Origin of the sequence: Rathayibacter sp. VKM Ac-2928 (assembly GCF_022815545.1) — a bacterium.
Lineage (GTDB): Bacteria > Actinomycetota > Actinomycetes > Actinomycetales > Microbacteriaceae > Rathayibacter > Rathayibacter festucae.
Window position 1 is genome coordinate 631,295 of record NZ_JALGRU010000003.1, and the last position, 24,112, is coordinate 655,406.

Sequence of the window (24,112 nt, forward strand, 5' to 3'; positions counted from 1 at the left end):
GGGCTCCTTGTCGAGGAAGTGGGGTGATCGTCAGGCTATCCAGTGCAGCCGTGCGCGGGCCGCGAGACACTCCTCCACACCCGCAACTTCACCTCGACAATCCCCCGTCGGCGCAACTCCCTCCCCGGCGGCGGACGGGCGACGCCACCATGGAGTCATGACCCCCTCCTCGCAGCAGCTCGTGTCGGTGGGTGGGCGGCGCCTGCGGCTGACCAACCTCGACAAGGTGGTCTATCCGGAGGCGGGGTTCACCAAGGCCGACGTCCTCTCCTACTACGCGTCCGTCGCCTCCGCGATGCTGCCGCACCTCGCCCGGCGGCCGGTGACGCGCAAGCGCTGGGTCGACGGGGTCGGCACCGCGGAGGAGCCCGGCGAGGTCTTCTTCGAGAAGAACCTGCCCTCCTCGGCGCCCTACTGGCTGAGCCGGACGAAGCTGGCGCACTCCTCGCGGGACGTCGAGTACCCGCTCGTCGACGATGTCGCCGGGCTGACCTGGCTGGCCCAGCAGGCCGCGCTCGAGCTGCACGTGCCGCAGTGGCGGGTCGGCTCCGACGGCGAGCGGCGGCCGCCGGACCGGCTCGTGCTCGACCTCGACCCCGGCGAGGGGGCGGGGCTGGCGGAGTGCGCCGAGGTGGCGTTCCTCGCGCGCGACCTGCTGGAGGGGATGGGGCTCGAGCCGTTCCCGGTGACCAGCGGCAGCAAGGGCATCCACCTGTACTGCCCGCTGGACGCCTCCGCCTCGAGCGATCAGATCTCCTCGGTCGCGCACGAGCTGGCGAAGGTGCTCGAGGCCGACCACCGCGACCTGGTCGTCTCCGACATGAAGAAGACCCTGCGCGAGGGCAAGGTGCTCGTCGACTGGAGTCAGAACAGCGCCGCGAAGACGACCATCGCGCCGTACTCGCTGCGGGGCCGGCTCCTGCCGCGGGTCGCGGCGCCGCGCTCGTGGGAGGAGATCGGGGCGGCGGATCTGCGGCACCTGGCTCCTGACGAGGTGGTCGAGCGGCTGCGGAGCGACGGCGACCTGCTGCGCCCGGTGCTGGCCGCGCGCGGTGCGGGGCTCGAGCCGTCGCCGGAGCGGATGGCGGGCTTCGCGGCGACCGACGCCTCCGCCGACCGGCTGGCCGCCTACCGCAGCATGCGCGACGCCTCGAAGACGCCGGAGCCGGTGCCGTCGCCGGGGGCGGGGATCGCGACGTCGGGCGACACCTTCGTCGTGCAGGAGCACCATGCGCGACGGCTGCACTACGACTTCCGGCTGGAGCACGACGGCGTCCTGGTCAGCTGGGCCGTGCCGAAGGGGCCGCCGCTGGACGGCGATCCGAACCGGCTGGCGGTGCAGACGGAGGACCACCCGCTCGAGTACGCGACCTTCGAGGGCACGATCCCCGCGGGCGAGTACGGCGGCGGCGAGGTGCGGATCTGGGACGAGGGCACCTACGCGCTGGAGAAGTGGCGCGAGGGCGAGGAGGTGATCGCGGTGCTGACCGGCCGGCCGGACGGCGGGCTCGGCGGCGAGCCGCGCCGGTACGCGCTGCTGCACACCGGGGCGAAGGGCGGGAAGGGGGACGAGAAGAACTGGCTGCTGCACCTGATGGCGCCGGGGGCCGCGACGCACGGGGGACAGTCACACGGGGGGAAGGCGCACGGGCGCGGGGTCGGGGTGCGGAAGGGCGGGGGGTCCTCCGGGGCGTCGGGGTCCGGAGCGCCGGCACCGTCCGCTGCCGCACCGACCGATCCCGGAGCGCCGCGGTCCTCCGCTGCCGCGCCGACCGCGGAGGCCGCCGCCTTCCGGCCGATGCTCGCGACCGCCGGCCGCGCGGCGGAGATCCCCGCGGACTCCGCGATCGAGATGAAGTGGGACGGCTACCGCGCCCTGGTACGGGTGGCGGGCGGAGCCGTGACCCTGACCAGCCGGAACGGCAACGACCTGACGGCCGCGTTCCCCGACCTCCTCGCCCCGATCGCCGAGGCGGCGGCGGTCGACTGCGTGCTCGACGGCGAGATCGTCGCGCTCGACGAGCGCGGCCGGCCCGACTTCGGCCGGCTGCAGACCCGCGGCGGCCTGACCAAGCCGCGCGAGATCGAGGCGGCGGCCCGCGCGACTCCGGTGCACCTGATGCTCTTCGACCTGCTCGCGATCGACGGCACGGACGCGGTGGGCCGCCCCTACGACGAGCGCCGCGCCGCCCTGGAGCATCTGGCGACCGAGAACGAGCGCGTGCACGTGCCGTCGGTGTTCGACGGCGACCTGGAGGAGGCGATGTCGACGAGCCTCGCGCTCGGCCTGGAGGGCGTGGTCGCCAAGCGCCGGGACGCGGCCTACCGGCCGGGCGTCCGCTCCGGCGACTGGGTGAAGCTCACCCATCACCGCGTGCAGGAGGTGGTGATCGTCGGCTGGCGCGAGGGCGAGGGCGGACTCGTCGGCTCGGTCGGCTCGCTGCTGACGGCACTCCCCGGCGACGACGGCCTGGTCTACTCCGGCCGGGTGGGCAGCGGCTTCAGCGACCGCGAGCGTCGCGGCCTCGTCGACCGCCTCGCCGAGCACGCCACCGACGAGCCCGCAGTGTCCGTCCCGCCCGCCGAGTCCCGCGGCGTGCACTGGGTCGAGCCGGTCCTGGTCGGCGAGGTCCGCTACCGCGAGCGCACCGCCGGCGGCACCCTCCGCCAGCCCGTCTGGCGCGGCTGGCGCGCCGACAAGTCCGCATGCGATGTCCGACTCGAGTGACGCGCCGAGCAGGCAGCAAGCTCCCAACGGCCCGAGGAGCGACGAACCACCATCTCGCGGCACTTTTCGCACGGAACATGCGAAATCTCGGTCCAGGTGGCATCGAAGGCTAGTATGAAGTTGTGTCTGAAGAAATGAGCGCTACGTGCTAATATCCCTCGCCGTCACCAACTTCAGGTCGATACGTGACCGCCAAGTCTTTTCTATGCTTCGGTCCAAGAGGTCACGGCCGAGGACGGAGCTGGAGCACGCTAGCTGGAAACGGCCCGACATATCAGCGGTCGCCGCCATCTACGGTTCCAATGCTTCCGGCAAAACGACATTACTAGACGCATTCGCCTTCATAGCATACGCAGTCACCGAGAGCTACAAAAGCTGGGACCCAAAAGGTGGTGTGCCTCGAACGCCCTTTGCTTTGGAGCGAATGAGAACTCAGGAGCCGACGACTTTCGAGATTGAATTCATCGCATCAGATGGGCTCGAATATCAATACGGCGCCTCATTCGGGGACGAGCGGATTGAGCGCGAGTATCTTTACTCCTACAAAACCCATCGTCGGACCGTAATCTTTCATCGAGAGAATGACGACCAAAGCGATGACGAGTGGTACTTTGGCCCAAGTTTTCGAGGTCCAGCAGCGCATATTCGAGCTACCACAAGACCGAACGCACTTTTCCTTTCTGCGGCAGCAGCGGCGGGGAATGAGGCCACCAAGTCGGCCTACTCGTGGCTTGTCAATGGATTCTCACTGTATGACGCCAAGAGTTACGATAGTGAGCACCAGCACGTCATACAAAAGCTGAGCGCAGGTGATATGAAATATCGCGATGGGCTTATGCGATTCTTGAAACACGCTGATTTGGGAATCGTTTCAGTTGACGTCGTTAGAGAAGAAATGAGCAGTGACCGTCGACGAGAACTCGAACAGATACTGCGCGCCCTTCCAGGAGATCCGGACCGCATCGACGAATTTCTGGAAAACCGCGAATTAGAACTAAGCTTCACGCATCAAGGACGTGATCGGGACGTTCCGATTCCATTTGCCTGGGAGTCGGACGGCACCCAAGCACTTATATCCTTTGCATCGATCGCCGTGAAAGCATTAGAAGATGGATCAGCCTGCCTTGTTGACGAGATAGATAGCAGCCTTCACCCACTGCTCGTTGCCGAACTGGTCAGCGTGTTTTCAGACCCGCGCGCCAATCCGAGACAGGCACAGCTCATATTCACCACCCATGACGTCTCATTGATTGGGCGCGCCGGTGGTTCTGAAAAGCTACTCGATCGTGATCAGTTGTGGGTCGTGGAAAAGAATGAGGAGGGCGCCTCCGCCATCATTGGCATTTCTGAGTACCGATCGCCTCGGCTCGAGGAGAATCTCGAGCGAGGATATCTAACAGGTAGATACGGGGGGCTACCGAAACTGTCAATTGCGAATGAACTACGTGCCGCCCAACGAAGTTTGGATGCTTAGATGGCGAGAAGTCCGAAACCCTCGGGAAGAATCGATAACCGCAAAAGGGTCACCGGAACGAGAAACAGGCATCGGCGGGTTTTAGTTGTCACGGGAGGGGTGAAGACCGAGCCGGATTACCTGAACTACCTTCGCTCGAAGCTCGGGACGACTGGAGTCACTATCGAAATCGCGCGATCCGGACGCGACCCGTTGAACTTGGTCCGCCGCGCGGCGTCACTCAAGTCCGAAGACGTGATCGAAGCGCGTCGCAGCCGAGATATTGGGAACACCTTCGATTCCGTATGGGTCATGACTGACGTAGACGACTTCGGAGAATCCGTCCCTTCGGCCATCAAAGAAGGAGCGGATGCTGACATCCGAGTAGCGGTCTCGAATCCATGCTTCGAGATATGGCTAGTATGGCACATCAAAGATCAGGGTTACTGCTCGACCAAAGCAATCCAATCAACCGCCGTCGAAATTGGCGTGATGTCAGATGCAAATTCGAAAGAAGTTGTTCTGACCGCTCTCGAGGGTAACTATGAAATAGCTCGTAGTCGTGCTCGCGATCGGAGGTCCGCGCACGATCGTGCCGAAACCGTCTCGCCGGACGACAATCCTTCAAGTAGCGTCGATCTGCTCGTCGAGGCGTTCCTCGAAGCGGCTCGCTCTGCTCGACCAGGTAGTTCTCCAGTTCTGACATAGCGAAGGCTGGTTAAGCGCTAGCTGCGGCGGCTCAAACTGGTAAGCGGTCTTTACCCTGACCTTCTATGTAGTGCCGCATCGGAGCAACTTATCGAATGTTACGCGCGCTGGAAGTACACGGAGGACCACCAATCATTGGGCGCGGCTCAGTCGAGGCGGACGCCGCGGAGGAGCACGAGGGTGGAGCCGACGGCGACGCCGGTGCCGATGAGGACGCCGCCCGCGCCGGCCGCGGCGGCGATGGTGCCGAGGAGGGTCGGGAGGGCGATCAGGCCCATGCGGTTGCCTGCCAGGCGGAGGGAGAGGGCGCGGCCGTGGCGGTCGGCGGGGGTGCGCTCGATCAGCCAGGACATGGTGATCGGCTGGCCGATGCCGAGGCCGAGGCCCAGCAGAGCGACGGCGACGAAGAGCAGTGCGGTCGGAGCGGGCAGGGCGACGAGGACCAGGCAGACGGCGGAGACGACGATGCCGGCGACCATCACGCGGGTGCGGCCGAAGCGGGAGGTGGTCGCGCCGAGCAGGAGGCGGGACGCCATCGAGGCGAGAGCGCGGACGGTCAGCAGGGCACCGACCACGCCTGCGGGCAGGCCGCGCTCGGCGCCGAGGGCGGGGAGGTAGACGACGGTCAGGTCGACGGCGGCGACGACGGTCGCGCTGGTGAGCAGGGCGCGGGCGAGGCCGGGGATCCGCAGCAGGCCGAGCGTCGAGCCCTCGGACGGGGTCTCGGCGGTGGCACGGGGTGCGGGGCGGGCTATCGCGGTGGTGACGGCGAGGAGGAGGACGGCGAGCGCGCCTCCGACCAGGAACAGCGGCGCGGGGTCGGGGCGGACGGCGCTGCCGGCGAAGACGGGGATGAAGGCCGGGCCGATCGCCTGGCCGAGCGAGGCGGCGAAGGTGTAGTAGCCGAAGCGGCTGTCGAGGCGGGTGCCGGCCGCTCCCCCGGCGACCACGGCCTGCTGGCCGACGACGCAGCCGAGGTGGCCGGCTCCGAGCAGGGCGGTGCCGCAGAGCAGGCCGACGAGGCCGCCGCCCGCGAGCAGCAGCAGGCCGGCGGCGGCGATCGTCAGCAGTGAGCCGCAGGCCATCACGAAGCGCGCGCCGACCCGGTCGACGAGGCCGCCGACGGGCAGCGCGATCAGCAGCGGCACCACCGCGAACGAGGCGCCGAGCGCCCCGAGCGCCCAGGCCGGCACGTCGAGCTGGATCGCCTGGTAGACAGCGGCCGGCCGCAGCAGGAAGGCGACGGCCTGGATGAGCACCGCATGCGTCAGCAGCGCGGCGGTCGAGAGAGCCTGGCGGTCCGGCACGGCGCTCCCTCCCCTCGACGGGCGGTCGCCCGCCGTCCATCCTGGCGCACCGTCGAACAGGAGCCCGCGCGCACGATCGCCGCCGCCGAGGCGGTCGGCCAGGAGCCCTCGGCGGTGAGTCGCCCGAGAAGGCTCGTTCCCGGGCCGGAGAACGGACCTTCTCGGGCGACTCAGCGGGTACGGGGCTCCCGCGGGCAGAGGGGGCGGCGATACGGCGCTAACGGCTCCTTCGGCGGCGGAGAGGGAGCCGTTCGTGACGGATCGGGCGACCCGGAGTGACGGGTGGAGCGAGAGCGCGGATGCGGGCGGTCAGCGGTCGAGCGGCTCCGGGAGCGGCAGCGCGTGCTCCGGCAAGACGCCCAGGTGGTGGCGGCCGCGGAGGCGGAACCAGGCGAGGCCGACGGTGACGACGAGTCCGACGACGATCAGGGCGATCCAGCGGAGGGGGCCGTCGCCGTAGACCTCGGTGCGGGGCCAGGCGAGGTTGACCGCCATCGCGGTACCCCAGAGCACAGCGACGATGTTGACCGGCAGGCCGAGGCGGCCGAGCGAGAAGCAGCCGGCGTGCGCGTCGGCGGTGGGCCAGCGGCCGCGGAGGCGGCGCAGCAGCAGGGGCACGGTGACCAGGAGGTAGGCGAGGTAGATCAGGATGACGGCGACGCTCGTCACGGCGGTGAAGATCTCGGGGGTGCCGATGTTGACGACGAGGATCAGCACGGCGAGGACGCCGATCAGGACGGCCGGGGCGACCGGCGTGCGGCGGCGCGGGTCGACGCGGGCGAGCAGGGCGCTGCCGGGCAGGGCATTGTCGCGGGCCATCGCGAAGACCAGGCGGATGCCGGCGGTGTGCACGGCGAGGGCGCAGACGGTGATCGCGACCACGATGCAGCCGAGGAACACCGAGCCGAGCGGGCCGCCGAGCACCTGCAGGACCACGAGCTGGAGTCCGCCGGACGGGGAGCCGAGTGCGGGGTCGGCGAGGTCGGGGGCGGCGAGGAGGCCGAAGAGGATGATCAGGCCGCCGAGAACGAACGAGGCGGTGATCGCGCGGAGGATCGCGGTCGGGGCGGTGCGCCGGGGGTCGACGGTCTCCTCGCCGAGCGAGCCGGCGGTGTCGAAGCCGTACATCACGTAGGCGGAGGCGATCGCGGCGATGAGGAACGCGCCGAGGTAGCCGCCGGGGACGCCCTCGCCGCGGCCGGCCGTCTCGAGGACGACGCTCGGCGGGTTGACCGCATTGGCGGCGAGGACGACGACGAGGAGGACCGCGGCGACCAGCTCGATCAGCAGGCCGACGCTGTTGATGCGGGCCATCAGCCGCACGCCGAGGGCGTTGACGCCGGTCGTGAACGCCACCAGGATCGCGCCCCAGAGCACCGCGCTGACCCCGGCGCTCGTGCCGGTGCCGTCGCCGACCAGCTGGAAGCCGCGCCAGATCTGCGGGAGCGTGCTCTGGTAGGCGAGCACCACGGCGGCGAGCGAGACGACGGAGGCGAGCGCCATGATCCAGCCGGCGAGCCAGCTCACCGTCGGGCCGGCCAGGCGCTTGCTCCAGTTGTAGACGGAGCCGGCGACCGGGTAGCGCGCGGCGAGTTCGGCGAAGCAGAGCGCCACGGCGAGCTGGCCGGCGAAGACCATCGGCCAGGACCACCAGTAGGCCGGGCCGCCGTTCGCGTAGCCGAAGGAGAAGAGCTGGAAGGTGCCGGTCAGGATCGAGATGTAGCTGACTCCCGCGGCGAAGCTGCCGAAGCGGCCGATGCCGCGGGTGAGGGTCTGCCGGTAGCCGGACTCGGCCATCCCGTCGTCGGACATCGGCGCCTCCATGCACGGGGTCGGGCGCGTGCCCGGCCAGGATGGCAGGCGCCGGCGGGAGGCGGGGTGCGGAAGCACGGAAGGGGGGTGGGGGCGGGTGGTGATGGGGCTGGGAGGAGAGGTCGGGCGCCTCTGCGCCTGGGCGGCGGGGTCTCGATACGCCGCTGGCGCGGCTGCTCGACCAGCAGGGAGGGGACGACTCCAGCGCGTCTGCTCCTCGCGTGGGTCAGCGCGGGGTCGGTGGGCCGAAGACGAGGATCAGCTCGGCGGGGGCGTCCGACTCGTTGGCGACTCCGTGGTGGCTGCCGGCCGGGGCATAGAGGGCGTCGCCCGCGCGCAGCACGGCGCTCTCGCCGTCGACGGTCATCACGACCTCGCCGAGCACGACTACGTAGAGCTCGTCGGAGCTCTCGGGCGAGCAGCTGCCGGCGTCGCCCGCGAGGTGCACGTGCTCGCCCTCGGAGGTGCCCGGCTCGAGGTGGAAGCGCATCACCGAGCTCGGCAGTGCGGTCGTGGCGCGGAAGTAGTACTCCAGATCGAGCACGCCCGAGCCGCCGTAGAGCGGGCGGCGGCGCGCATCCTCGCCGGATCTCTGGATCTGCACGGGTCCCCCTCCTCGGTCGCGGCGGCGGACCGCGCACGTGCTTCCAGGATGGCGGGCGCGGGCGCCGCAGCGCGACCTCTCACTCCCCCTGCCGCCCCGTGAGCAGAACGTTACGGACCGGCAACGGCCGCGAAATCGGCCGGAGTCTGCGCCGGTGATGCACTGAGGCCACTCGCTCCACTTCACCCCCTCCCCCCGGAATGGATCACGATGCCCGACCTCTTCTCCCCGTACACGCTCAAGGGCGTGACCCTCCGCAACCGCATCGCGATGTCGCCGATGACGATGTACCGCTCGACCGACGGCAAGCTGGACGACTTCCACCTGATGTATCTCGGTGCCCGTGCGGCCGGCGGGTTCGGCCTCGTCTTCCCCGAGCAGATCGCGATCACGCCCGACGGACGCACCACAGTGCACTGCGCCGGCCTCTACGACGACGACCAGATCGAGGGCCACAAGCGCGTGGTCGACATGATCACGTCGATGGGCGGCGTCGCCGCGATCCAGCTCGGCCACACCGGCCGCAAGGGCAGCCTCGTCACCCCGTGGGAGGGCGGCTCCATGCTCCCGCCCGAGCACGAGGCCGGCTGGCAGACCCGCGCGCCCTCCGCGATCGCCTACGGCGGCGACATGCCCTACGTGCCGCGCGCGCTGACCGTCGACGAGATCGCGCAGCTGATGCAGGACTACGCCGACACCGCCGCGCGCGCCGTCGAGGCCGGCTACGAGTGGGTCGAGATGCACTTCGCGCACGGCTACCTCGGCAGCGAGTTCTTCTCGCCGCTCGCCAACCAGCGCACGGACGCCTACGGCGGCAGCCTCGAGAACCGCACCCGGTTCCACCTCGAGGCCCTCGACGCGGTGCGCGCGGTGCTCCCCGAGCGCATCCCCCTGACGATGCGGCTCGGCGTCGACGACCTGCACCCGGGCGGCGCGACCGTCGACGAGTCGATCACGGCGATCGGCTGGATGAAGGAGCACGGACTCGACCTCGCCGACGTGAGCATCGGCTTCAACACCGACGCCATGCAGGGCGACATCCCGATCGGCAAGCTGGGCGGCATGGTCGGCACGGCCACCCGGATCCGCGAGGAGGTGGGCATCCCGGTCGCCGCCAGCTGGAACCTCGGGCAGCCCGAGATCGCCAACCGGGTGATCGAGGAGGACCTGCTCGATCTGGTCTACCTCGGCCGCCCCGCGCTGGCCAACGCGCACTGGCCGGTCTACGCGGCCCGCGCCCTCGGCTACGAGGACCCGTTCAGCCTCGTCCCCGAGGACTGGGCGTGGTGGCTCCGCAACCTGCGGGGCGCCTCCGAGGCGATCGGCTGGCCGGCCGCCGCCCCCACGCGGCTCGGCGCACCCGCCGTGACAGCGGCGGCGCCCGTCGTGCGGCAGCCGCACGAGGTCGTCGAGCTCGAGCCGGCGGTGGAGGAGGAGCGCGAGGTCGCGTGACGGCGCGCGGGAGGGGGACGCTCCTCCTCCCGCGCCCTCAGCCCAGAAGGGGCGCCGCGACCGGCGGTGTCACTCCGAAGGCCGACACGTCCTCGCTGGTCGCGCCGTCGAGGGCGAGCTCGGCGAGCACGCGGCCGATGGTCGGCGTGAACTTGAAGGCGTGCCCGGCGCCGAGCCCGACCAGGATGTCGGGGTGCTCGTCGAGCGGGCCGAGGACGAAGCGGCGGTCCGGCGTCAGCGCGTACTGGCAGGTGACGGTGCGCAGCACCTCGCCTGCGGTGGGCACCACGGCGCCGACGAAGCCGGTCAGCTCCTCCAGCAGCTCGGCCGAGGGGACGAAGGTGCGCTCGCGCGGCGACATCAGGTTGTCGGAGACGTCGCGCGCGGCCTTGATCGTCGGCTCGCCGTAGGTCGGGAAGCCGTAGAAGCAGTGCTCGTCCTCCCAGATCCAGACCGGGAAGCGCTCGCGGTCGAAGGCGCTCGGCTCGGGCGGCGCGAAGTAGCTGACCTGCTCCTGCATCGTGACGAGCGGGATCTCGGCGCCGAGCGGTGCGAGCAGCTCGTTCGTCCAGGCGTCCGCGGCGAGGATCACCTTGCCCGCGAGCACGTCACCGCCCGCGGTGCGCAGGACGACCCCGTCCTCGCCGGGGAGCAGCGCCTCGACCGGCGTGCGGTCGCGGATCACGGCGCCGTGCTGCCGGGCCCGCAGCTGCAGCACGGCGACCGTGCGGGCGGCGTGCACGATGCCGGAGTCGGCGGTGTACACCGTCTGCGTGCCCTCCGGCAGCGAGAACTGCGGCCAGCGCGCGGTGACCTCGGCCGGCGTGAGCAGCTCGAACGGGACTCCGCTCTCGGTGAGGCTCGACCGGAACGCCTCGGCGGAGTAGGGGCTGCCTGCCGGGAAGAACACCAGCCCGCCGGTGATCGTGACGAGCGACTCGCCCGACTCCGCCTCGAGGTCGGCCCAGTCGAGGTACGCCGACTGCGCGAGCCGGACGTACTCGGGGGCACCGTAGGAAGTGCGCAGGATGCGCGAGGTGTCGTGCGAGGCGCCGCGCACGTGGCCGAGCTCGAACTGCTCGAACGCGACGACCCGGGCGCCGCGGCGGGCCAGGTGGTAGGCGGCGGCGCTGCCGAGAGCGCCCATTCCGACGACGGCGACGTCGAACTTCTCCATGCTGATGCTTCGCTTCCGTGGATCGGTGAGGGCCGCCGGGATCGACGGCTCGGGTGACAGGGTCAGAGGACCTTGGACAGGAACGCGCGGGTGCGCTCGTGCTGCGGGTCGGCGAGGATCCGCTCGGGCGGCCCCGACTCGACGACGACGCCGCCGTCCATGAAGGTCACCGTGTCGGCGACCTCGCGGGCGAAGCCGATCTCATGGGTGACGACGATCATCGTCATGCCCTCGGCGGCGAGGTCGCGCATCGCGTCGAGCACCTCGCCGACCAGCTCGGGGTCGAGCGCGGAGGTCGGCTCGTCGAAGAGCATCAGCCGGGGTCGCATCGCGAGGGCGCGGGCGATGGCGACCCGCTGCTGCTGACCGCCGGAGAGCGAGCGCGGGTAGGCGTCCGCCTTGGCGCCGAGGCCGACCCGGTCGAGCAGCACGCGGGCGCGGGCCGTGGCGTCCGACACCTTCTCGCGGCGGACCAGGACGGGCGCCTCGATCAGGTTCTCCAGCACGGTGAGGTGCGGGAAGAGGTTGAACTGCTGGAAGACCATGCCGATCTCACTGCGCCGCGTCGCGATCTCGGCGTCGCGCAGCTCGTGCAGACGGCCGTTGTGGCGGCGGTAGCCGACCAGCTCGCCGGAGACGCTGATCGTGCCCGCGTCGATCTTCTCGAGGTGGTTGATGCAGCGGAGGAAGGTGCTCTTGCCCGAGCCGGACGGGCCGAGCAGGCAGGTCACCTCGCCCGGCGCGACGGTCAGGTCGATGCCGCGAATGACGAGGTTGCCGCCGTACTGCTTGTGCACGCCGGTCGCCTGGACCATGGGCGCGGTCACAGCGCTCCCTCCCCTCGGGCGGCGGGCCGCGGCCTCGCGCTCGCGAGCAGCGCCCCGAGCGGGGTCGGGCCCTGGACGATCCGGTCGCCGCGGGAGAAGCGCCGCTCGATCATCCGCTGGCCCGCGCTGAGGACCGTGGTGACGAGCAGGTACCAGAGGCTGACGGTGATGAGCAGCGGGATCACCTCGAAGTTGCGGGAGTAGATGGTCTGGGCGGCGAAGAGGATGTCGGGGATCGCGATCACGCTCACCAGCGACGTCGTCTTCAGCATCGAGATCGTCTGGTTGCCGGTCGGCGGGATGATGACCCGCATCGCCTGCGGCAGGACGATCCGGCGGAAGACCTGGGCCCTCCGCAGCCCGAGCGCCTCGGCGGCGTCGACCTGGCCGGGGTCGACCGAGAGCAGGCCCGCGCGGACGATCTCGGACATGTAGGCGCCCTCGTTGAGCCCGAGGCCGAGGATCGCGGCGAGGAACGGGCTGATCAGCACGTTGGTGTCGGCGCTGGCGAAGGTGGGGCCGAACGGGACGCCCAGGCTGAGCTCGGGGTAGAGCGCGGCGAGGTTGAACCAGAAGATCAGCTGCACCAGGAGCGGCGTGCCGCGGAAGAAGGCGACGAACGCGCCCGCCGCCGTGGCGACCACGAGCGTCTGCGACTGCCGGCCGACAGCCATCAGGACGCCGATGACGATGCCGACGACCATCGCGATCACGGTGAGCAGGAGCGTGGTGCCGAGTCCGCGGAGGATCCGCCCGTCGAGGAAGTAGCCGAAGACGCTGCCCCACTCGAAGTTCGGGTTGGTCGCGACCGAGTGGGCGAGCAGCGCCGCCAGCACGAGGATCACGGCGGTCGCCGCCCGCCGGCCCCAGTGCCGGACGGGGACCACGGTCTCGGGCGGCGCGGTGGTCGTCGCGCGCTGCTCCACGGCGGTCATCCGCTGATCTGGGCCGGGTCGGTGTAGAGCTCGGCCTGCTCGACCGCGCCGACCTCGACGCCGAAGCGCTCGAGGTTCTCCTGGTAGTCGCCCGTCGTCATCAGGTGCTCGAGGGCGGCCTGGAAGGCGGGGGCCAACTCGGAGCCGTCCGGGAAGGCGATGCCCCAGGGGCTCGGCTCGAAGTTGACGTCGAGCGCCTCGAGCGCGCCGTCGGACTGCTCGGCCTGGAAGACGGCCGGGGGGACGGCGCTGACCGTCGCGTCGACGCGGCCGGAGCTCAGGGCGAGCACGGCGTCGGCCGCGGTCGGGAAGGTCGAGATCTCGATCGCCGGCTCGCCCGTCTCGGTGCAGACGGCGTCCCACTTCGGGAGCGTGATGTCGTTCTCGGTCGAGCCCTTGAGCACGCCGACGGACTGGCCGCAGAGCGTGTCGATCGTGAGGTCGAGCGGATTGCCGCCCTCGACCAGCAGCGTGGTGCCGCCGAGGAAGTCGCTGACGAAGTCGACGGTCTCGAGCCGCTCGGCGGTGACGCCCAGTGCGGCCGCCGCGGCGTCGATCTTCTTCGAGGCCAGCGAGGGGAAGAGCGCATCGAACTTGATGTCCTCGAAGACGACGTCGAGGCCGAGTACCTCGCCGATCAGGCGCATCTCCTCGGGCTGCGAGCCCGAGAGGGTGGTGCCGTCGTCGGCCAGGTCGAGCAGCGGCGGGTAGCCGGGGCCGCTCGCGATGCGGATCTCGCCAGCGGCCGCGATGTCCTCGGGCACCAGGTCGGCGATGCTCTGCTCGAAGAGGGCGCTCGGCTCCGCGTCGGTCGTGGCGGCGGCGTCGGCCGAGCAACCGGCGAGGAGGGCGGCGGAGGCGAGCACCGCGGTGACGACGGCGGCCCGGCGGGCGGGGCGCGGCGTGGCGCGGGGCGCTGTGCGGGTCGCGGGGCGGGGGACGGTCGGGTTCATGGGACTCCTAGGGCTGCGGGAAGCGTTCGTGGAGCGGGTGACGGCGCGCCGCCGTCGCGCTCGGCGGGCCGTCGTGACCGCCGCCGGGCGAGTGCGATCACTGTAGGAACGGCGGGTTCCGGCGCTGTTACAGTGCGTGCTGGCGGCGATTCGGGCGCCTCGGAATTGACGGTTCTGCAGAGGGGCGGCTCGTGAGCGGACGCGTGACGACGGGCCTGCGGGTGGTGCGGCTGCTCGGCGAGCGGCCGGATCCGACGGCGCCGCTCGGCGTCGGCGCTCTCGCCGCCGAGCTCGGCGCGCCGCTCAGCTCGGTCTCGCGGCTGTGCGCGGAGCTGGAGCGGACGGGGCTGATCGAGCGCGGCGCGGACTACGGCAGCTACCGCCTGGGCGCGGTCGCCGTGCGGCTCTCGGGACGGGCCGCGGCGCCGGTCGCGCGGTCGCTCCGCTTCGCTCTGACGCTCGCCGCGCAGCAGACCGGCGAGACCGTCGTGCTGGCGGCCGGGGCACCCGGGTCGATGCGGGTGATCGGCAGCGTGCTCTCGTCGTGGACCCTGCACTCCCCCGCCGCGGTCGGCGAGCGGATCGACGACGCGGGCAGCGCGATCGCGCGTGCCGCGGATCCGATGGGGCTGGGGGACGAGACGGTCGCGGAGACGACCGAGGGGCTGCGGGTCGAGATCGCGACGCCGCTGCTGACGCCCGCCGGCGAGTGCGCGGCGGTGCTGGCGGTGCGGCTGCCGGCGGTGCGGCTGCGCGAGAACGGGCCGCGGATCCGGCGGGCTCTGGCGGTCGCACGACGGAGCATCGAGGCGGGGCTCGACGGGTCGCGGGAGGCGGGCGCGGGGCGCGACACGGCGGACGGCGACGAACCGCCGGTCTCAACCGTCTCGACCGCCGGCGGCTCCGCGCTGCACGCGGCCCTCCCGCTCCTGCAGCACCTGGCCGACGGGCCGGACACCGCCGCCGGCGCCGCGCGGGCGACGGGCCTCCGCCGCGACCGCACCGGCCGGCTGCTCGAGGCCTGCGTCGCGGCGGGCGTGGTCGAGCGCGGCGGCGACGGGGAGTTCCGCGTCGCCTGGGTCGTGCACGGCTGGTTCCGGGCGGCGGCCGCTCCGCTGATCGTGTCGCGCGGCGGGCCGCTGGTCGCGGAGGCCGCGCGGAGCCTGCGCGCCTGCGCGTTCGTCACCGTGCTCGCGGGGATGCGCAGTCTCACGCTCGTGGAAGAACTCGAGCTGGCCGGCGACGGCCTCGCGATGATCCCCTGGCTCGGCCGCGCCCACCCGATCGTCGGCTCGGACGGCGGCCCCACGATGCTGATGGACCTCGAGCCGGACGAGCTGACGCAGCTGTTCCCGGCCCGGCACACCCCGCGGGACCTGGCCCGGTTCCTCCGCCGGATGCAGACCGTCCGCCGCGACGGCGTCCTCTCGATGCAGGCCTACGACGACGCCGGCATGGTCTCGATCTCGGCACCGATCCGCGACGCGAGCGGCGCCGTCGTGGCGGCGGCGTGCCTGGTGGGCATGGCCGATGACGTCACGGCGCGCTCGCGCGAGCTCGAGCGCGCGGCGATCCGGCTGGCGGAGGCGGTGTCGGCGGTGCTGCGCTGACGATGTCCGCGCGCGGGCGTGCACGACGAAGGCTGGAAGCCGCGAGAACCGGCCTTCCTCAGCCGATCGGGCCTTCCAGGCTCAAGTGCGCACGCCCACTTCCATCACAGAGCGCAGAGACTCCGGCGAGGAGCATCGAAGGCCCGACACCGCAGGTCAGCGGCTCCGCTCGTGACGCGGGATCTGCGTCAGGTCGATGCCGAGGACGCTCCGGAGCTGCGCGGCGAACGCCCGCTCGAGGTCGGCGCAGACCGGGTCGCCCTCGGTCCAGATCCGCGCGGCCCGGCAGCTCGCCTCGATCCGCTCGGCGGTCGCGGCCCGCCACCACTGCGGGTCGGCGGCTGCGGCGAGGAGGGTGCGGGCGTCCTCGACCTCGCGTCGGTAGCGGGTGAGCAGTCCGCGCGTCCTCTCGGGGTCGGCCTTGGCCGCCCAGAGGTCGTCGATGTGGGACTGCAGTTCGGCGTCCCCGACGCGGCAGGCGTGGAGGACCAGCTCGCGCGCGTTCTCGAGTGGCGGGGTGCGGGTGTCGTCGAGGCCGGTCACGGTCACGGCCGGTCGCCCGTGATGCGTCGGGCTTCGGGGGGTCGGGGGTCCAGCAGAGTCGTCATCGAGATCCTTCGGCGCGCAGTCGGGGGCGGGGAGCGGCGGGGCCCGGCGACGTGCGTCCGACCGGCCGCGAGGGAGTGGGGGCTCTCCTGCGGCGGGCGAACGGTGCCCTCGTCGCCACGGCCCTGGGTCGGCGTCCGCGGGCGGGCGCCCTCTCGTGGGGCCGCGGGGGGATGCGACGACGGCCGACTCCGGATCCGCTCGTCGACGACGTTATCTGAACAACCCTTCAGACTTCGAGGTGTTGACAGGGCCCCGGATCCGCACGAGTGGACCCGGATCGGGCTCTGACGCCCGGCCGCACCCCGTTCCGCGTCCAGTCGCGGTGCACCTGCCGCGCGAGTGGACCCGTCCCGGGCTCCGGCGCCCACGCAGCCCCCGCTCCGCGTCCAGTCGACGCGGAGCAGCACGCAGCAGCGCTCACCGAGATGATCCTGCGAGAAGAGAAGGACCCCCGGCGCGTCACGGTTCGCGCCCGGAGAGGCGCACTGGGGGAATTCGCTGAAGCCATGACAGGGCGCCGCCGCGGCCCGAAAGATCACCTCATCAGTATGGCGAAGCCCGTGATGATTGAGTAGCCCGCGGAGCGGGCGTATCGAGATCCACCAGCGTCAGAAGTCGAGTCTGCAGACTGCCCCGCTGGCGCCGGCGGGTCTCGATACGCACCTGCGGGGCTACTCGACCAGCATGTCTGCGGGCGGCTCTTCCCACTAGATCCACCAGCGTCAGAACGTGGGTCTGCAGACCCGCCGTGCTGAGGACGGCGGGTCTCGATACGCCCCTCCGGGGCTACTCGACCAGCATGAAGGGGCGCCGCCGCTCCTCGGAGCGATCACCTTGTCAGTGGGGCGAAGCCCATGCTGATCGAGTAGCCCGCGGAGCGGGCGTATCGAGATCCACCAGCGTCAGAAGTCGAGTCTGCAGACTGCCCCGCTGGCGCCGGCGGGTCTCGATACGCCCCCTGCGGGGCTACTCGACCAGCATGAACGAGGCGCCGCACGCCTCAGCGCGTCGTCGCCATCACGCGCAGGCGGCAGGCCAGCTCCAGGGCGAAGCGCGTGTCCGGGTCCTCCAGGTCCAGGGCCAGGGCCTGCTCGATGCGGCGCACGCGGTAGTTCACGGCGTTCGGGTGCAGCAGCAGCACCTCGCCGGCCCGGGCGAGGGAGTTGCGGTTGCTGAGGTACGCCAGCAGCGTCCGCACGGAGATGGCCGAGCGCTCGGCGCCGAGGGCGTCCAGCGGCGCGAGCACGTCGTCGAGCAGCGCGCGGCTGAGCGGCGACGCGTAGAAGTCGAGCAGCACCCGGCGCAGGCCCGTGACGTCGGTGACCTCCACCGCGCCGAGGCGGCCCGCGGCGACGGCCGAGCCGGCGGTGATCCGCGCCTCCGTCGCCGACTGCCGGAGCCCCGAGGCGCCCGACTGCGGCGTGCCGAGCCCGACCGTGAACGTCCAGCCCTCCCCCGCGACCGCCACGCCGTACGCGATCAGCCGCTCGGCCACGTCCCGCACCCGTCGCTGGTGGTCCGGCGCCCCCGACTCCTCCGACGCCACCACCACCAGGTCGTCGTGGAAGACCGCGAGGTGCCAGACCTCGTCGCGGCCGTCGGTCAGCTGGAAGGCGTTCAGCTCGATCGCCGCAACCAGCGCCGCGGGGAGGCGGCGCTCGGCGTCGTCACGGTGGCGCGGGGTGATCCAGGCGGCGGCGTGCGCGGAGGCGACCGGCAGCCCGGCCCGCGCGGCGTCCACCGCGAGGGCGTCGATGCGCGAGGACTCCGCCAGCAGCAGCTCGACCACGAGGTCGGCCCGGGAGCGCGCCGGCCCGAAGCGCACCTGCGACTCGCGCTGCAGCGCCCGCGAGAGCAGCGCGGCGATCACCGGCAGCGCGATCACCGCCGCGGTCTCCGGCTGCTCGGCGACCAGCCGCCCGACGGCGACCTCGCCGATGCAGACCGCGTCGGGGTCGCTCCAGGTGACGGCCGGGTCCTCGATCATCCGCAGCTCGATCCCGAGCGCCGCCGTCGCCGCGTCGAGCACCGCCGCGCGCGCATCGAGCGGGTCGCCGTCGCAGGCGGCCCGGGCGGCGGCGATCGCCAGCTCCGCCCGGCCCAGCGCCTCGGCCGCCCCGCCGCGCAGCAGCCGGTCGATCGAGACGGCCAGCTCGGAGGGCGGCGCGCTCGCCGTCAGCACCGGCAGCGCCCCGCGGTCGGCCAGCGAGCGCGAGGTCTCGGCCAGCGCCAGCTCGCCGACGAAGAGCAGCGCGGCGACCTCGGCCGCGATCGCCCGCCGGATGACGATGTCGATCTGGTACGCCCGCGGCTGCTCCGCGCCGTGCAGCACGATCACCAGGTGCCCGGGCAGCGCCTGCCCCACGTCCTCGAGCGCGAGCATCTCCACTCCGCTGAGCGAGACGCCCGCCGGGTCGCCCGCGCGGCAGACCATGCCGAACTGCTCGCCGTGCTCGAGGACGTGGAGGAGGGACGTCTGTGCCATGAGCACAATCATGGCCGTTTCCTCATGGTGACGGCACATTCCGCCCGCTTGCGCCCCTGGCTAGCCTCGGAGCATGAGCTTCACGCCCCCGGCCGGACCGAGCCCCGTCCGCCTGATCACCCGCGACGACGTCGCTCCCCTGGCCGCCGGCTGCGCGGTCTTCGGCACCGGCGGAGGCGGCTCGGTGCACGGCGCCCAGCTCTCGGTCGAGAACGCGATCGACGCCAACGGCCCGGTGCGCGTCGTCGGCGTCGAGGACCTCGGCCCGGACGACGCGGTCATCATCATGTCCGGGATGGGCGCCCCCTCGGTCGGCATCGAGATGCTCGGCTCGAGCAGCCAGGCGCACACGCTGCTGCGCGAGGTCGAGCGCCTGATCGGCCGCCCGGTCACCACTGTGATGGCGGCCGAGATCGGCGGCAGCAACGGCGTCGCGCCGGTCGGCTGGGCCGCGGAGCTCGGGCTCGCGGTGCTCGATGCGGACGGCATGGGCCGCGCGTTCCCGAAGGCCACGATGATCTCGATGAACGTCGCCGGGCTGCCGAGCGATTTCGCGGTGATGAGCGACGTGGTCGGCAACGTCACCGTCCTCCGCACCGTCGACATCGCCTGGCTCGAGCGCCACGCCCGCGCCTTCACCGTCGCGGCCGGCGGCATCGCCCTCGGCGCGCACTACCTGCTCACCCACGAGACCGCCCCGGGCGCCGTGATCGAGGGCACCGTCAGCCGTGCGATCCAGGTCGGCCGCCGCCTGCTCGCCTCCGCCGACCCGGTGACCGACATCGCCGAGGAGCTCGGCGCGGCCGTGCTGATCGGCGGCAAGGTGATCGACATCGACCGCAGCACCGAGGGCGGCTTCACCCGCGGCTCGGTCACGATCGACGGCGTCGGCGCCGACCGCAGCCGGATGGTGCGGGTCGAGATCCAGAACGAGAACCTCGTGGTGATCGAGGACGGCGGCGTGGTCGTCAGCGTCCCCGACCTCGTCTCGATCCTCGACTCGGAGACCGGCGAGGCGATCTCGACCGAGATGCTCCGCTTCGGCCAGCGGGTCAGCGTGCTCGCCTGGGCCTGCGATCCGCTCTGGCGGACCCCGCGCGGGATCGAGCTGGCGGGCCCCGCCGCCTTCGACTTCGACTTCGACTACGTGCCGTTCGACGGCGCCGTCGCGGAGGTGGCCCGATGAGCGCCGCACTCCGCGACCTCTCCGTCGGCATCGACGTCGGCGGCACCAACACCGACGCCGTCGTGCTCGACGCCGACGGCGCCGTCACCGCCTGGACCAAGCAGGCCACCACCGAGGACGTCACCGGCGGCATCCGCGCCGCGCTCTCCGCCGTGCTCGGCGAGCTGGGCGCCGACCGCGACCGCGTCTCCCGCGTCATGCTCGGCACCACCCACGCCACCAACGCGATCGTCCGCCGCCGCGACCTCGGCCGCGTCGCCGTGATCCGCCTCGGCGCCCCCGCCTCGACCGAGTTCCCCTCGCTCTCCGGCTGGCCCGCCGACCTCCGCGACACCGTGCTCGCCGGCAGCCTGCTCGCCGGCGGCGGCCACCTGATCGACGGCTACCCGATCTCGCCGCTCGACGTCGACGGCGTCCGCCGCTTCCTCGACTCGCTCGAGGGCCGCTTCGACGCGGTCGCCGTCTGCGGGATCTTCAGCCCCTCCTTCCCGGAGCAGGAGCTCGAGGTCGCCGCGCTGGTCGCCGACCACGTCGGCGTGGACCTGCCCGTCTCGCTCAGCCACGAGATCGGCGCCCTCGGCCTGCTCGAGCGCGAGAACGCGACCGTGCTCAACGCCGCGCTGCACGGCATCGCCCGCGACGTGACGCAGGGACTGCTCACCGTGGTCGACGAGGAGCGCCTCGACGCCGCCACCTTCTTCGCCCAGAACGACGGCACGCTGATGGCGGTCGAGTACGCGGCCCGCTACCCCGTGCTCACCATCGGCTCGGGCCCCGCCAACTCGATCCGCGGCGCCGCGTTCCTCTCCGGCGCCGACGACGCGATCATCATCGACATCGGCGGCACCACCAGCGACCTCGGCGTGCTCGTCGACCGCTTCCCCCGCGAGTCGACCCTGCCGCGCGAGATCGGCGGCGTCCGCACCAACTTCCGGATGCCCGACATCCTCAGCGTCGGGATCGGCGGCGGCACGATCGTCGACACGGCCACCGGCGTGCCGACCACCGACTCGGTCGGCTACCGGATCGCCCGCGAGGGCCTGCTCTTCGGCGGCGCGACCGCCACCCTCACCGACGCCGCCGCGATGCAGCTGCCCGGGATGATCCCCGGCAGGGCCCTCCCCGCGCTGGACCGCGCCACCCGCTCCGCCCTCGGCAACGCCCTCGCCGTCGCGCAGGACCGGATCGAGTCGGCCGTCGAGCGGATGTCGCTCGGCCGCGTCGGCCTGCCGCTCGTGGTCGTCGGCGGCGGCGGCTTCCTGGTCCCGGACCACGTGCACGGCGCGAGCGAGGTGCTCCGCCCCGACCGCGGCAACGTGGCCAACGCCGTCGGCGCCGCGATCGCCCTGGCCGGCGGCCGCGCCGACCAGCTGTGCGACCACGTCGACCGCGCCGCCGCGATCGAGGCGGCCGGCCGGATCGCGATCGAGCGCGCGATCCAGGCCGGCGCCGATCCGCGGCTCGTCGAGATCGTCGACGTGCTCGAGACGCCGCTGTCCTACTCGGCCAGCGCGTCGCTCAAAGTCTCCGTGAAGGCCGCGGGCCCGCTGGCCCTGATCGGGAGTCCTGCACCACTCGCCCTGCATTCCCCGAAGGACGCATCATGACCCGTTCTCCCCGCACCACAGCGCTCCGAGTCCCGGCCGTCGCCGCGGGCTCGCTGGTGGCGCTGCTCGCCCTGAGCGCCTGCTCGGCCCCCGCCGGCGGCTCCGCGTCCGACGCCGACCCCGTCTCGGGCGGCACCTTCTCCCTCGCGATCAACGACGACCCGGGCAGCCTCAACCCGTTCACCGGCGTCTCGCTCGTGCAGCGCGCGATGGTCACCTTCGGCTACGACTCGCTGGCCTACACGACCCCCGAGGGCGAGGTCGTGCCCTTCCTCGCCGAGAGCTGGGAGAGCACGCCCACCTCGATCTCGTACACGCTGAAGGACGGCATCACCTGCGCCGACGGCACCCCCTTCACCGCCGAGACGGCCGCGGCGAACTTCGCCTACCAGGCGAACGCCGACAACGGCACGTTCTGGTTCGGCTCGAGCGTCACCGCCGACATGACGGCGACCGCGGACGGGAACGTCGTCACCGTCACCTCGACGGCCAACAACCCGTTCCTGCTCCAGGGCACCGGCAGCATCGAGATGGTCTGCCAGGCCGGCCTCGACGACCCGTCGACCCTGACCGACACCACCAACGGCACCGCGCTCTACGCGCTGACCGCGTCGAGCCCCGGCTCCGACTACACCTACACGAAGCGCGACGGCTACACCTGGGGCCCGGACGACGTCACCAGCGACACCGAGGGCCTGCCCGACGAGATCGAGGCGCGGGTGATCACCGACGAGGCGACCGCCGCGAACCTGCTGATCTCGGGCGAGCTCAACGCCGCCTCCGTCATCGGCGCCGACCGCCAGCGCCTCGACGCGGCCGGCCTCGACACCGAGGGCGTCCTCAACCCGATCGGCGAGATGCTCTTCAACGAGCGCGCCGACCGCCCCACCGCCGACGTCCGCGTCCGCCAGGCGCTGACCCTCTCGCTCGACCGCGACGCCGTCGGCGAGCTGGTCACCGACGGCAACGCCGTCGACTCGGTCTCGCTGGTCAACCAGATCCCGCTCACCTGCGTCGCCGGCGGCCCGGAGTGGACGCTGCCCGACACCGACGTGGACGCCGCCGGCGAGCTGCTCGACGAGGCCGGCTACCCGCTCGGCTCCGACGGACTGCGCGCGAAGGACGGCGAGCCGCTGACCATCCGGTTCCTCTACGACGCCGGAACCCCCTCGCACGGCGCCGCCGCCGAGGAGGTCCAGCAGGAGTGGAACGAGCTCGGCATCACGACCGACCTGGTCGCCGAGGACTCGGCCGGCTGGTCGACCGACCTCTACCAGAGCTACGACTGGGACACCGGCTTCATCCAGCTCGCCCCCTCCAGCCCCGTGGTGCTGAGCCTGTTCTTCCTCGGTGAGACGAGCGAGAACGGCGGCTACAACTTCATGGGAGTCTCGAACCCCGAGTACAACGCCCTCGCGACGCAGGCGCTCAGCGCCGGCAGCGCCGACGAGGCCTGCGGTGTCTGGAAGCAGGCCGAGGCCGAGCTGATCGAGCGGGTCGACGTCTTCCCGCTCGCCGAGACGGAGTCGCCGATGTACGTCAAGGGCGCGACCCTCGAGCGTCCCGGCACCGTCGCTCCCACCACGATCCGGATGCAGGGCTGACCATGACGATCCCCTCGGTGCGACCCACGGCCCCGCTGTCACCGGCCTCCCCGCCGAGCGCGCCCGCGGCCGGTCCGCGCCGGGGGGATCGTCTGCTCGGCGTGGTCGGCTCCCCGCGCCTCGCCTTCCTGCTCAAGCGGTTCGCCCGCGCGGCGGTCTCGCTGGTGATCGTGCTGATCGCCTCCTTCTTCATGGTCCACTTCGTGCCCGGCGACCCGGTGCGCGCGGCCCTCGGCCCGACGGCACCGGCCGAGACCGTGGCGGTGCTGCGGAGCACCCTCGGCCTCGACCTGCCGATCGGCCAGCAGTTCGCGAACTACCTCGGCGGGCTGCTGCGCGGCGACCTCGGCACCTCGATCAGCACGCAGCGCCCGGTCGGCAGCACGCTGGCCGAGCGGCTGCCCGCCACGCTGACGCTCTCGGTCGTCGCCTTCGCGGTCGCCGCGCTCGGCGCGTTCCCGATCGGCGTCGCGACGGCGGTCTCGGCCCGCGCCGGCAAGCACCGCACGCTCGACCTCGGCGTCTCGGGACTGCTCGGCGTCGTGATCGCGATCCCCAACTTCCTGCTCGCGGTCGTGCTGATCTGGCTGTTCAGCATCGTCGTGCCGCTCGCGCCGTCCGCGGGCTGGGGCGGCCCGGAGTACGCGGTGCTGCCGGTGCTCGCCCTCGCCATCGGCCCGCTCGCCTACCTCGCGCGGATCGTGCACGTCGAGATGGTGCGGGTCCTGGAGGCGCCGTACCTCACCACCGCGCGCAGCAAGCGGCTGCCGGGGCACCTGCTCTACCTCCGGCACGCGCTGCCCAACATCGTCACGGCGACGCTGACCGCGGGCGGAGTGGTGCTCACCGGCCTCGTCGCCGGCACGGTGCTGATCGAGACGGTCTTCGTCATCCCCGGCATCGGCTCGACGATCGTCTCGTCGATCACCACCAAGGACTACCCGCTGATCCAGGGCATCGTGCTGATGTACGCCGTCCTGGTCCTCGCCGCCAACCTCGTCATCGACCTGCTGCTCGCCGCGCTCGACCCGCGGTCGGCCATCGCGGAGGCCTGA

Annotated in this window: 18 protein-coding genes; 9 read left to right on the top strand and 9 right to left on the bottom strand. The window is 71.9% G+C overall.

Features of this window, described 5'->3' with window-relative positions; translation table 11 throughout:
• Positions 1–157 precede the first annotated feature (157 nt).
• From MT350_RS14325 to MT350_RS14335, 3 genes are all read left to right on the top strand, one after another.
• The gene (locus tag MT350_RS14325; protein WP_243616183.1) at positions 158–2,728 is read left to right on the top strand and encodes an ATP-dependent DNA ligase; all 2,571 of its coding nucleotides are present in this window, start codon (positions 158–160) and stop codon (positions 2,726–2,728) included.
• A gap of 205 nt (positions 2,729–2,933) precedes the next feature.
• Positions 2,934–4,202, top strand: a complete 1,269-nt coding sequence (locus MT350_RS14330; RefSeq protein WP_243616220.1) for an ATP/GTP-binding protein — start codon at positions 2,934–2,936, stop codon at positions 4,200–4,202.
• Positions 4,203–4,889, top strand: a complete 687-nt coding sequence (locus MT350_RS14335; RefSeq protein WP_279396417.1) for an RloB family protein — start codon at positions 4,203–4,205, stop codon at positions 4,887–4,889.
• Positions 4,890–5,035: 146 nt separating this feature from the next.
• Here MT350_RS14335 and MT350_RS14340 read toward each other — a convergent pair whose 3' ends face one another.
• From MT350_RS14340 to MT350_RS14350, 3 genes are all read right to left on the bottom strand, one after another.
• On the bottom strand, positions 5,036–6,196 hold the full coding sequence (locus MT350_RS14340) for an MFS transporter (RefSeq protein WP_243616185.1): 1,161 nt from the start codon (positions 6,194–6,196) through the stop codon (positions 5,036–5,038).
• Between the two features lie 309 nt (positions 6,197–6,505).
• Positions 6,506–8,008, bottom strand: a complete 1,503-nt coding sequence (locus MT350_RS14345) for an APC family permease (protein ID WP_243616186.1) — start codon at positions 8,006–8,008, stop codon at positions 6,506–6,508.
• A gap of 226 nt (positions 8,009–8,234) precedes the next feature.
• On the bottom strand, positions 8,235–8,612 hold the full coding sequence (locus MT350_RS14350) for a cupin domain-containing protein (protein ID WP_127887753.1): 378 nt from the start codon (positions 8,610–8,612) through the stop codon (positions 8,235–8,237).
• A 210-nt stretch (positions 8,613–8,822) separates the two neighbouring features.
• On the opposite strand from MT350_RS14350, the gene MT350_RS14355 reads away from it, so the two are divergent.
• The gene (locus tag MT350_RS14355) at positions 8,823–10,064 is read left to right on the top strand and encodes an NADH:flavin oxidoreductase/NADH oxidase (RefSeq protein ID WP_173251055.1); all 1,242 of its coding nucleotides are present in this window, start codon (positions 8,823–8,825) and stop codon (positions 10,062–10,064) included.
• A 37-nt stretch (positions 10,065–10,101) separates the two neighbouring features.
• Here the strand turns inward: MT350_RS14355 and solA are convergent, their stop codons facing one another.
• The 4 genes from solA to MT350_RS14375 form a co-directional block, all read right to left on the bottom strand.
• Entirely contained in the window at positions 10,102–11,241 is a 1,140-nt protein-coding gene (solA, locus tag MT350_RS14360; protein WP_243616187.1) for an N-methyl-L-tryptophan oxidase, read from the bottom strand.
• Between the two features lie 62 nt (positions 11,242–11,303).
• Complete coding sequence (locus tag MT350_RS14365; RefSeq protein WP_308197479.1) at positions 11,304–12,068, bottom strand: amino acid ABC transporter ATP-binding protein; 765 nt, start codon at positions 12,066–12,068, stop codon at positions 11,304–11,306.
• On the bottom strand, positions 12,065–13,003 hold the full coding sequence (locus tag MT350_RS14370) for an amino acid ABC transporter permease (RefSeq protein WP_243616188.1): 939 nt from the start codon (positions 13,001–13,003) through the stop codon (positions 12,065–12,067). Before MT350_RS14370 ends, MT350_RS14365 begins: the two co-directional genes overlap by 4 nt.
• Positions 13,000–13,956 carry an ABC transporter substrate-binding protein gene (locus MT350_RS14375; RefSeq protein ID WP_243600731.1) on the bottom strand — a complete coding sequence of 319 codons (957 nt, stop codon included), beginning with the start codon at positions 13,954–13,956 and terminating at the stop codon, positions 13,000–13,002. Before MT350_RS14375 ends, MT350_RS14370 begins: the two co-directional genes overlap by 4 nt.
• Positions 13,957–14,147: 191 nt before the next feature.
• Between MT350_RS14375 and MT350_RS14380 the strand changes: the two genes are divergently transcribed.
• The gene (locus MT350_RS14380; protein ID WP_243616189.1) at positions 14,148–15,566 is read left to right on the top strand and encodes a helix-turn-helix domain-containing protein; all 1,419 of its coding nucleotides are present in this window, start codon (positions 14,148–14,150) and stop codon (positions 15,564–15,566) included.
• Between the two features lie 156 nt (positions 15,567–15,722).
• Here the strand turns inward: MT350_RS14380 and MT350_RS14385 are convergent, their stop codons facing one another.
• On the bottom strand, positions 15,723–16,115 hold the full coding sequence (locus MT350_RS14385) for a hypothetical protein (protein ID WP_243616190.1): 393 nt from the start codon (positions 16,113–16,115) through the stop codon (positions 15,723–15,725).
• Between the two features lie 1,060 nt (positions 16,116–17,175).
• Complete coding sequence (locus MT350_RS14390) at positions 17,176–18,660, bottom strand: CdaR family transcriptional regulator (RefSeq protein WP_243616191.1); 1,485 nt, start codon at positions 18,658–18,660, stop codon at positions 17,176–17,178.
• Between the two features lie 73 nt (positions 18,661–18,733).
• Here MT350_RS14390 and MT350_RS14395 point away from each other — a divergent pair, with 73 nt between their 5' ends.
• The 4 genes from MT350_RS14395 to MT350_RS14410 are packed head-to-tail and all read left to right on the top strand — an operon-like array spanning position 18,734 to position 24,112.
• A complete protein-coding gene (locus MT350_RS14395) occupies positions 18,734–19,846 on the top strand; it encodes a DUF917 domain-containing protein (RefSeq protein WP_243616192.1) in 1,113 nt (370 codons plus the stop codon).
• Positions 19,843–21,453 carry a hydantoinase/oxoprolinase N-terminal domain-containing protein gene (locus MT350_RS14400; RefSeq protein WP_123737641.1) on the top strand — a complete coding sequence of 537 codons (1,611 nt, stop codon included), beginning with the start codon at positions 19,843–19,845 and terminating at the stop codon, positions 21,451–21,453. Before MT350_RS14395 ends, MT350_RS14400 begins: the two co-directional genes overlap by 4 nt.
• A complete protein-coding gene (locus MT350_RS14405) occupies positions 21,450–23,057 on the top strand; it encodes an ABC transporter substrate-binding protein (RefSeq protein ID WP_243616193.1) in 1,608 nt (535 codons plus the stop codon). The genes MT350_RS14400 and MT350_RS14405 overlap by 4 nt, the downstream gene beginning before the upstream one ends.
• A 17-nt stretch (positions 23,058–23,074) precedes the next feature.
• Positions 23,075–24,112, top strand: coding sequence for an ABC transporter permease (locus tag MT350_RS14410; RefSeq protein WP_243616194.1), 1,038 nt, complete (start codon positions 23,075–23,077; stop codon positions 24,110–24,112).